We start from the raw sequence: 9,451 nt of genomic DNA, 5'->3' as shown, positions 1-9,451 counted from the left end.
GATTAAGAGACTCCTTTTTAAAAGGAGTCTCTTTTGGTATATTTTCTGATAAAGATGAATTATCTTATATCAACAAATTCGCACAATTTAACCTCGCTATAAATTTCCTTAGTGTTTTTTTAATTTAGCATTAACCTTTTTACTGAGTTGTATATTAATGATAAGAAATATGAGCCATATTATTAGAAAAATAATCACAAATGTAATAAGTGACGGAATCAATGTTGAAACATTCATCGGTATCCAATGGTTTAAATAAGCCACGGTAACAAATGAGATAATACTTCCACTTAAATGAATAAGCAATTGCAGTAGTAACGGTATACTCTCTATAACATATACAAAGGATAACAAACCGCACATTGCTCCAAAGAAATATATGCCACTCACGTCACCAAACCCAATGTTTATTTGATTTGCTGCAATAAAAATGAGAGTAATGCTACTACTAATTCCGATGCCTTGAAACATTGTTTTTAAAAATTTTTTCGTTGCAATTTCCTCCTTATATGTCTAATACTTTATTTAAATTTTTAATATATCTTCGAGATATAGATACTTTCTTATCGTTCGTAAGTGTTGCCATTAGATTACCTGAGAATGAGGGACTAACTTTTTTTATAAAATGCACATTGATAATCGATGATTTTGATATTTGTATAAAAAGGGAGGGGGCTAGTTCTTGATGTAACTTATTTAAAGTCATTCGCGTTGAAATTTCTCCGTCTGTTGTTGTGATCGTGAGATTTTTATCAAATATTTCAGCGAACATAATGTCTGGTTTATTGACCATGAACACCCCCTCTGAGGTTTTAATACCTAATTTATTTGTATTTATGAGTGAAAATTTATTAATATAATCTAATAAATTTTCACCTGTTTTTTTATCATAAGTATTGATGTTTACTTCAGTAATGGTATGCACTGGATCTATTTTTAAACGGACTTTCATGCTACTCTCCATAATTCTCCCCCCCTTGTTTGTTTATATCATATGAGTTTCTCTATCTTTTGTCAGTAAATTTGTCGTAAGAGGTAACCAATTTAACTTAAGTGGTTTGAAAAATAGTTATAAAATAAAAGTACTGCAAGTTGTTTCTGAGGTATTTTTTATATTTTAAGTGTTCGTTACTGATACTAAAGTTTATTTTTATTTATTTGAAAATTCAGAAACTATAAAAGCCCTAAAGACTGATTTAATAGTCTTTAGAGCTTTTATTTAATTAAGCGTTGTCAGAAGGTATGTAAGTTATTTAGAAGAGATGTTCTTAAAATTTTGCCACTCTTCTCTTAGAATGCCCATTTGTATAGCGTCATAGAAATCACCTTTAACTACTCTCCCTCTACGTATACGAGCTTCTTCTATCATCCCAGATTTACTTGCTACTTTCATCATTCTAATATTACCAGACCATGTTGAAATACCTATTCTATTAGCATTTGTTTCTTTAAAAAGATAATCAATCCATTCTTTGAATACTTGAGAACCTAGGCCCTGTTCCCAATTATTATTTTTGTATATGACAATACCACATTCTAACCATTTGGATTTCTTATCTTTCCAATATGATGTGACTACGCCTAAGAAATCATTTTCATACTTTATTGCTAAGGTAGATAACGTGTTTTTATAAAGATATTTACTTTCTCTATATTTATTTTCGAATTCAGTAAACGTAATTTTTTCTTCTTCGATATATGGCCCATTCCATTCCTTAGCTTTTTGTAAGGGTTCTAAATATTTCCAATAATAATAAATGTTTAAATCTTCTTCATTTAGTTCTTCTAGAAGCGCCTTCTTATTTGTATTTTTCAACTTTAACCTACTCCTACATCGTTCAGAATTTATTGCTAGTATATACTTTTTACTGAATTAATTACACATAATCAATTCTATTAGCTTTAGTACTCAAAATGTTCGTTTTTGACACAAAACCTCTTAACTTAATATTAAGAGGTTTTTCTTGGATATTTAAGTCTATAAACTTGTGTTATAATCAATGTATCATAAATATCAAAAATCATGAGTTTTTAGACGATGAGAGACGCGTTTATTTGCATCGAGAATTAGATTTCGTTAATAAGTGCCCATAAAACGATTAAAAGAGGTGGTATTGAAATGGCTAAAATTGGTTATGCACGTGTATCAATACAAGATCAAAGTCTTGATGGACAGATTGATACACTTGAGGAATATGGTTGTGAACGTATCTTTAGCGAGAAAGCGAGCGGTCGCAAAACGAAAAGAACAGAACTTGATAAGTGTTTAGATTATTTACGCGAAGGAGATATCCTAGTTATCTATAAACTAGATCGTCTTGGACGTACAACAAAACAGTTAATTGAGCTATCGCAATGGTTGGATGATAATAGCATTGATTTACATATTATAGATATGAACGTATCGACTAAAGATGCGATGGGCAAGATGTTCTTTACCATGATGAGTGCATTTGCTGAACTTGAAGCTAACTTATTAAGTGAACGTACGAAAAAAGGATTAGAAGCAGCAAGAGCTAGAGGGAGAAAAGGTGGAAGACCATCATTACCAGATCATAAAAAAAGAGAGATTAAATTCTTATATGATGAGCAAAAACTTACTGGCGAAGATATTGCTAAACAAACAGGTGTAAGTCGTTCTACAGTATATAGGATGCTTAAAGATTAAACTCTATGAAAAAATATATTACTTAAGGCTCTTATAGGTGTATCTAAATCATTTTATGAACATTGATTTTATGTTGAGTTTTTGAACATATTATATACTGATATTCATAGATTTTGGATTATGAAGAAAGAGTGTACAGAAAACAGTTATTTTCTGCACACTCTCTTCAAATGAAATATTAAAACAATTAATACTAGACATGATAAAATATATAATAAGAGTTAAATCAAATCGTAGCATCCCAAAAGCAACTATCTCAATATACTAAGATATAGGAGGACCAAAATGATACAATCTATCAATCATATATGTTATTCCGTTAGTGATTTAAAAAATTCGATATGCTTTTATAAAAATATTTTATGTGGCGAATTATTAGTAAGTGGAAAAACAACTGCATATTTCAATATTGGTGGCTTATGGGTTGCGTTAAACGAAGAAAAAGACATTCCTCGAAATGAAATTCAATATTCATACACACATGTAGCGTTTACTATAGATGAAAGTGAATTTAATGATTGGTATCAATGGTTCAAAAAAAAGGACGTGAATATATTAGAAGGGCGTACTAGAGATGTAAGAGATAAGCAATCAATTTATTTTACTGATCCTGACGGGCACAAGTTAGAGTTACATACTGGCACACTAGAAAATAGATTGAATTATTATAAAGAAACAAAACCGCATATGGTATTTTACAAATAAGTAGGTGCTCTATGACAAGATATACAAGATTGTTTGAAGAAAAAGACTTTAACCAAATCAATAAGTTACTACAACTATATTATGAGTTAGGATATCCAACAACGAGTAAAGAACTTATTCATCGATTAAGTAAGATTAATAATCACAAAGACTATTATATACTACTACTGATTGAAGACGAGATAATTATAGGCTTTAGTGGCATGTGCAAAATGATGTTCTATGAAAATGATGGGAATTATATGCGTATATTATCTTTCGTTGTCAATTCAAATTTTAGAGGAAATGGATTAGGTTCATTATTGTTAAAGGAATCTGAAAAATTAGCTGACAAGTTAAACTGTAAAGTAATTACATTGAATAGTGGAATTAGAACAGAAAGAGAAAATGCACATAAGTTTTATAAAGCTAATGGGTTTGAAAGTAAATCTTATGGATTTTCAAAAAGTATCAACTAATGAAATTTAATATTAGAAATAATAGCTTATTACCCAATAAATGAGAAAGCGCAGTACTTATATAGTGAGTGTACTGCGCTTTCTCATTTATTGAGTAAAATTATTCTTATATATCGAGTAAAATGACATGCGATAATTTCAACAACTTACTTTGTATGATTAGGGTGTACTCTTATTACACTATGTATTCACTTAAAATACTCCATACTTTTTGCAATATTTCTTTATTATATGCTATGAGTCCAACTTCCCTTGAATGATTTTCCAATTCTCTGATTAAAAGATTCATACTTTCAACTCGTATTATTAATGATTGAGGAATGATTGTTATTCCTTGTTCAGCATTAACACTAGCCAGTATGGACTCTAAATCATTTTTATGTTCAAGATTCATCTTAGTTTTAGAGAGATGTTTTTGTATAAAAGATAAAGTATCACATGGTGGATTAAGAAGAAGTATCTTTTCATTTATTAAATTACTAGCAAATATACTATCGGATAGCCTTAAATCACTAGTTCTTGGAAAGACCACCATATATTTTTCACGATATAAAACTTTACTATAAAGTTGATTATTTTCTGTAGCAGTTATGTCTCCAATAACTACATCTATATCCCCATTATGTAAGTGATCAAGTAAAATTTGAGTGTTACTTTCAATTTTTATGGAGAGTCTTTGCTGTATTAATGCTTCTTTTTTCTCAGCCCATTTATACAATGAAAAGCTTGGTAATAGACCAACTCTAATTGTTGCATCTCCATTTTTTAAGTCTCTGCTTTTAATTCGTCTATATCGCTTTTTATAATCTTAACTTTACTCAAAACTAACACACCATACTCAGTTAAAAATATGCCTCGAGAGGTTCTATAAAACAAGTCACCTTCAAAGTATTCTTCAACACGCTTAATTCTCTTACTAAGTGCTGGGGTACTGATATTAAGTAGCTTAGAAGCATGGTTAAGACTCTGATATTCAGCAACTTTTATGAAATCCTCTATATATTCAATATTCATATATTACTCCCCCTATTAACTTTTCTTTAATACCACTCTTAATGTATTCATTATTCCATTAATTACAATATAATACTACGCTAAAATACATAAATATATTTGTTAGGAATGATTAAATCATGAAGAAAATTTGGATTTTAACATTAGGTATGTTTGCTTTAGGGATGGATACTTATATTGTGGCTGGACTATTACCTGATATAGGAAAGAGTTTTAATAAAAGTAGTGCTAAAATAGGGCAGGGCGTTACTGTTTTTACATTATTTTTTGCTTTATCAGCCCCTGTTTTTTCAACTATACTAGCTAAGTATTCTGTGAAAAAAATTCTTTTACTGGCTTTATTAACTTTTGGATTAGCTAATTTGATTACTATGCTATCTCTAAACTATTCAATATATATCTTATCCAGATGTATAGCTGGACTAGGTGCAGGATTATTCTCTCCTATGGCAGTTAGTTCGGGTGGACATTTAGTAAGTCAAAAAAATAAAGGAAAAGCATTAGCTTTTATAGTTGGAGGCATGAGTATAGGTACGGTTGTTGGGGTTCCCATAGGCTTACAATTAGCTAATTTAATTAATTGGAGGTTTGCTATAGGTATAATTGTAATTTTAAGTATAGTTGCCTTTATAAGTATATATTTTTTACTTCCTGATTTTAAAATGCCTTCAGCACCTAGCTTGAAAGAAAGATTCTCACTTTTTATAGATCCACATGTATTAAGAGTGGTCTCTGTAACTGTATGTGCAGCAATTGCAAGCTTAGGTTTATACACCTATCTTTCTCAAGTTATAAGTGAAGGTATTTCACCACACTACATTACACTTTTCTTAACTACTTGGGGAATTGGAGGATTATTAGGAAGTTTTGGAGTCGGTTTAGTCATTGATAAATTTAAAAACACCCAAATTTTGATGCTTATCATTTTAGTCACTTTAGGGATTAGTATAGTGTTAATCCCTACACTTATTAAAATTCCTATTTTAGGACTTATACCGTTCATACTATGGGGAGCAATGGGATGGGCTACTCAAGCACCACAGCAACATATATTATTAAAAAATCATTCTGAACATGGTAGCACATCTGTGGCCTTAAATAGCTCTCTAAATTATTTAGGAAGTGCGATTGGCGCTGCATTAGGTGGTTTATTACTTGCACAAGGAGCTTCAACTAACATATTAATTTATTGTTTTTTTGCTATAGTTATTATAGGTATTATTATTCAAATAATAAATGTGTTTATCGATAGGAATAGTATAGAACTTTAAATAAATATCATTACAAATAAAAGCACCCTACTATTTGATATAGTAGAGTGCTTTTATTTGTAATGATATCTGCATGATGCAACTAATATTGCATTGTCATTTACTGTATATACTAATCTATGTTCTTGGTTAATTCGTCTACTGTAATATCCAGAAAAATTGCCAACTAACTTTTCAGGTTTACCTATACCATCTAATGCACCATCTCTAGAGATACTTTTTAATAACTGATTAATCCTTTTAACCATCTTTCTATCTTTTGTCTGAAAATATTCATAATCATCAAACGCTTGTGGTGAAAAGGTAATATTCAATTTAGCCACTTATATCAAAATATCCTTAGTTTTTATATTACCACGTTCTAGGTTTTCAATAGATTCTGATAAATATTTTGCATTGGCAGGATTTTGTTGCAAGTATAGTGTCTCCATTATTTCATTATAATTATCTTCTGACATTATAACTGCATTACGGTCTTTTGTTGTAATTGTTATCGTATCGCTATCATCATTAACTTTATTAATCATGTCTTTGAAATGTTCACGTACATATGAATAGGATTTAACAGTCATATCAAATGCCTCCTTACAGTTGTTAAACATTTTATTATCTAAATTGTACAATTTTTTGTACGATTTAGCAAGTTTTTAACTTATAGCATTATTACAATAAGTATCCACTTCCGATAAGTTGAATTACGTCTATAAAAAATTTATCACTTGTTACTTTTAAGTAAAAATTTTTTCCAGTTTACCTAAATGTCTTAATGTTGATGTTAGTGTTGCAAAAATAAAACGTTTTAAAAAGCTTCATTCAAGTTATTATAAATATCAAGAGCCTGGCTTACTTTCATTTTTCTTATTAATCATAATTAAGGAAATAACTATTAAGGCTAGTCCTGATAAAGTAAGTATAGTCATTTTATGCCCGAAAATTAAAAAATCCATAAATGCTGTGAGAGGTGGGGCACAGTAAAATAAACTTGTAACTTTTGTCAAATTACCTTTATTTATCATGTAGTACAACAACATAGTTGCCCCAATAGATATAATTAGTACCATCCAAGCAAGTGATATGATAAACGAAAAAGTTAAGTTTATAGATAATGTATTTATAAATGGGGCAAAGGTGATAAATATAATAAAACTAATGGTATATTGTATTACCATATTAGGAATCAGACTAATACTAATCTTATTTTGTGAAAATGTCCCTAGGGTTATTGATAATACAGAAAGAGAACAACAAATAATTCCAATAGTAGACATAGATCCTGTAGTTAAGTTATGTACAACTACCAATATAAGCCCCAACATACCTAATATGAGTCCTACCCATTGCAATTTCGTATTACTTTCTTTGGTTATTAACGCTGTAAGTATAGGTTGTACCCCTAAAATTATCGACAATAATCCTGGTGAAACATTAAAATCTAGTGCTAAAAAGAAAAATAATTGATAACCCACTTGTTGTAAAAAACCAGTACAAATTACCAGTATCCATTGTTTTGAAGATCTAGGAAATTGATTTTCTTTTTTCTTTTTGGATTTGAACCAAAAATAAATCCCCCATAAAATAAGCATTGAAAATAGATACCGATATACTAAAAAAGCAAGTGGATTGGCATACTTCAATCCATTTTCTACAAAAATCGCTCCACTCGACCACATGATTATAAAAGTAACCGGAACTAGCATATTTGTTATAAATGCTTTCGAATAATTCTTTGTATTGTTAATCATTATTACTCACCTCAATATAATAATCGAGCCACCCATATGAATGACTCGATTGCCACAGTCTTTCGTACTAACTTTACTTTTGGGTAACATTAAGTTGACCAGTCAGAAAAAGAAAAATGTTCACCCAATTCTCTTTTTTCAATTAGATATTCATTTACTTGTTTAGCCTTTTTAATCATCTCTTTATCATTTGTCCTTTTAGATATTTCTAATAGCCAACGATAACAAATGTCAATAGGTATTTTTTTATAGAAATGTAGTTTGGATAACAGGAATACAATTTCTTTAAAAGTATAGTGATGTATAACATTACTTAAATTTCTAATGATTTCTTCTCCATAATTTGAGTCTACTTCCTCACGTTCAACTATATAAGGATTAATATTTTCATCATATAAATTTTTATTTGTAAAAATATCTTTAGGTGTATAAGGTTCGTCAAAAACAAAGTCTAGGCATAAGAATAGTCTATTTTTATTAGAGAAGTTTGCTGCTGCATGAATAATACCAGCATCTAAAAACCAAATTCCTCCTTTTTTCATACAAAAAACATTATCTTCATCTGAATGGAAAGCTAGTTCATTTGTTTCTAATGGTATAAATACTCTGAAATATTTTTCCATTTCTTTATTTAAATCAACAAAATCTCTGTGAGGCATAATTAAAGCATCAACAAGATTCCGTGTTCTAACCATTTTTAAATTTTTTATATTAAAGTTTTCTTGAATGAAATTGCTTATATAAGGTAATTGCTTTCCATAACTAGTTTGTTTAATTTCGTGATTATAATCTCTATATTGAGTATCTTTTTCATCTTCTGATGCCCCCCCCATAAAGTACAGTTCATCCAAAAACCTGAACTAAATTCATCATATTCCTCTGAAATTTTGGGAAACGTCGTGTGGGTTTGCAAATCTTTTTCTAATTTCTTTTCGTCAAAATTCACTTTACCAAAAGCATAAGAACTCATATATTTCACGCTACCCTTCTAATTAAATTAATATAGAAATATTTAATTTCTATATTAATTTAAACATACAAAACTTTTTCTCATTAAGGAAATTGATATAAGGAAATGGTACAATCGCTTAAAATGATAAGAGAGGTGAAAATATGGAGATACGACACTTAAAAACTTTTGTATCTATTGTAAAATGTGGTGGATTTACTCATGCAGCAGATGTCTTAGGTTATGCTCAATCAACTGTTACTGCCCATATTCATGAATTGGAAAATGAATTAAAAAAACCTTTGTTCGATCGAATTGGTAAAAAAGTCATATTAAATGAGACGGGTAAAATACTATTTCCGAAAGCTATGGAAATTATAAATTTAGAAAAACAAGCTAGAGATATAAACAATGATGAAGAATTATCAGGGGACATTTCTATTGGAGCACCTGAAACTTTGTTAACTTACAAATTACCTACCTTATTAAAAAAAATGAAATTACAGTATCCAAAAGTAAATATACAAATAAAGCACCTACAACCACATACTCTTAAGTATGAGTTGAAAAACGGAAATATTGATCTAGCTCTTGTCTTGGAGCAAGAAAATGAAAACGAACTAAGTTATCATAAATTAACTAAA

Annotated in this window: 14 protein-coding genes; 5 read left to right on the top strand and 9 right to left on the bottom strand. The window is 29.4% G+C overall.

The features are described 5' to 3' along the window. Positions 1-108: 108 nt before the first annotated feature. The 3 genes from CD150_RS13970 to CD150_RS13140 all read right to left on the bottom strand — a co-directional run bounded on the left by CD150_RS13970 (position 109) and on the right by CD150_RS13140 (position 1,816). Complete coding sequence (locus tag CD150_RS13970) at positions 109-498, bottom strand: DUF3021 family protein (RefSeq protein WP_261789507.1); 390 nt, start codon at positions 496-498, stop codon at positions 109-111. Between the two features lie 7 nt (positions 499-505). Continuing rightward, the gene (locus CD150_RS13145) at positions 506-964 is read right to left on the bottom strand and encodes a LytTR family DNA-binding domain-containing protein (protein ID WP_103161672.1); all 459 of its coding nucleotides are present in this window, start codon (positions 962-964) and stop codon (positions 506-508) included. Between the two features lie 285 nt (positions 965-1,249). Beyond that, positions 1,250-1,816, bottom strand: a complete 567-nt coding sequence (locus CD150_RS13140) for a GNAT family N-acetyltransferase (RefSeq protein WP_103161671.1) — start codon at positions 1,814-1,816, stop codon at positions 1,250-1,252. A 303-nt stretch (positions 1,817-2,119) separates the two neighbouring features. Here CD150_RS13140 and CD150_RS13135 point away from each other — a divergent pair, with 303 nt between their 5' ends. The 3 genes from CD150_RS13135 to CD150_RS13125 all read left to right on the top strand — a co-directional run bounded on the left by CD150_RS13135 (position 2,120) and on the right by CD150_RS13125 (position 3,831). Next, positions 2,120-2,668 (top strand): recombinase family protein, encoded by a 549-nt coding sequence (locus CD150_RS13135; protein WP_103161670.1) that lies wholly within the window; start codon positions 2,120-2,122, stop codon positions 2,666-2,668. 285 nt (positions 2,669-2,953) lie between these two features. Continuing rightward, positions 2,954-3,373, top strand: coding sequence for a FosB/FosD family fosfomycin resistance bacillithiol transferase (gene fosB / locus CD150_RS13130; protein ID WP_103161669.1), 420 nt, complete (start codon positions 2,954-2,956; stop codon positions 3,371-3,373). An 11-nt stretch (positions 3,374-3,384) separates the two neighbouring features. Continuing rightward, the gene (locus CD150_RS13125) at positions 3,385-3,831 is read left to right on the top strand and encodes a GNAT family N-acetyltransferase (RefSeq protein WP_103161668.1); all 447 of its coding nucleotides are present in this window, start codon (positions 3,385-3,387) and stop codon (positions 3,829-3,831) included. 175 nt (positions 3,832-4,006) lie between these two features. Here the strand turns inward: CD150_RS13125 and CD150_RS13120 are convergent, their stop codons facing one another. Together CD150_RS13120 and CD150_RS13115 are read right to left on the bottom strand one after the other, a co-directional pair. Further along, complete coding sequence (locus tag CD150_RS13120) at positions 4,007-4,579, bottom strand: LysR family transcriptional regulator substrate-binding protein (RefSeq protein ID WP_260840895.1); 573 nt, start codon at positions 4,577-4,579, stop codon at positions 4,007-4,009. Positions 4,580-4,596: 17 nt separating this feature from the next. Continuing rightward, positions 4,597-4,845, bottom strand: a complete 249-nt coding sequence (locus CD150_RS13115; protein WP_103161666.1) for a LysR family transcriptional regulator — start codon at positions 4,843-4,845, stop codon at positions 4,597-4,599. A gap of 119 nt (positions 4,846-4,964) precedes the next feature. On the opposite strand from CD150_RS13115, the gene CD150_RS13110 reads away from it, so the two are divergent. Continuing rightward, positions 4,965-6,116 carry an MFS transporter gene (locus CD150_RS13110; RefSeq protein WP_048794466.1) on the top strand — a complete coding sequence of 384 codons (1,152 nt, stop codon included), beginning with the start codon at positions 4,965-4,967 and terminating at the stop codon, positions 6,114-6,116. Between the two features lie 53 nt (positions 6,117-6,169). Here the strand turns inward: CD150_RS13110 and CD150_RS13105 are convergent, their stop codons facing one another. The 4 genes from CD150_RS13105 to CD150_RS13090 all read right to left on the bottom strand — a co-directional run bounded on the left by CD150_RS13105 (position 6,170) and on the right by CD150_RS13090 (position 8,691). Continuing rightward, positions 6,170-6,439, bottom strand: a complete 270-nt coding sequence (locus tag CD150_RS13105) for a Txe/YoeB family addiction module toxin (RefSeq protein ID WP_048794467.1) — start codon at positions 6,437-6,439, stop codon at positions 6,170-6,172. Beyond that, on the bottom strand, positions 6,440-6,688 hold the full coding sequence (locus CD150_RS13100) for a type II toxin-antitoxin system Phd/YefM family antitoxin (RefSeq protein WP_048794468.1): 249 nt from the start codon (positions 6,686-6,688) through the stop codon (positions 6,440-6,442). A 258-nt stretch (positions 6,689-6,946) separates the two neighbouring features. Beyond that, positions 6,947-7,858, bottom strand: coding sequence for a DMT family transporter (locus CD150_RS13095; protein WP_046467744.1), 912 nt, complete (start codon positions 7,856-7,858; stop codon positions 6,947-6,949). 89 nt (positions 7,859-7,947) lie between these two features. Continuing rightward, the gene (locus tag CD150_RS13090) at positions 7,948-8,691 is read right to left on the bottom strand and encodes an aspartyl/asparaginyl beta-hydroxylase domain-containing protein (protein ID WP_240621248.1); all 744 of its coding nucleotides are present in this window, start codon (positions 8,689-8,691) and stop codon (positions 7,948-7,950) included. 280 nt (positions 8,692-8,971) lie between these two features. Between CD150_RS13090 and CD150_RS13085 the strand changes: the two genes are divergently transcribed. After that, the coding region (locus tag CD150_RS13085; RefSeq protein ID WP_206185655.1) for a LysR family transcriptional regulator at positions 8,972-9,451 on the top strand (480 nt) is incomplete at its 3' end.

The organism is Staphylococcus ureilyticus, from assembly GCF_002902235.1.
In the GTDB taxonomy this organism is placed as follows: Bacteria; Bacillota; Bacilli; order Staphylococcales; family Staphylococcaceae; genus Staphylococcus; species Staphylococcus ureilyticus.
Note: the sequence above shows the minus strand (reverse complement) of the source record. Positions and strands in the feature narration are given on the sequence as shown.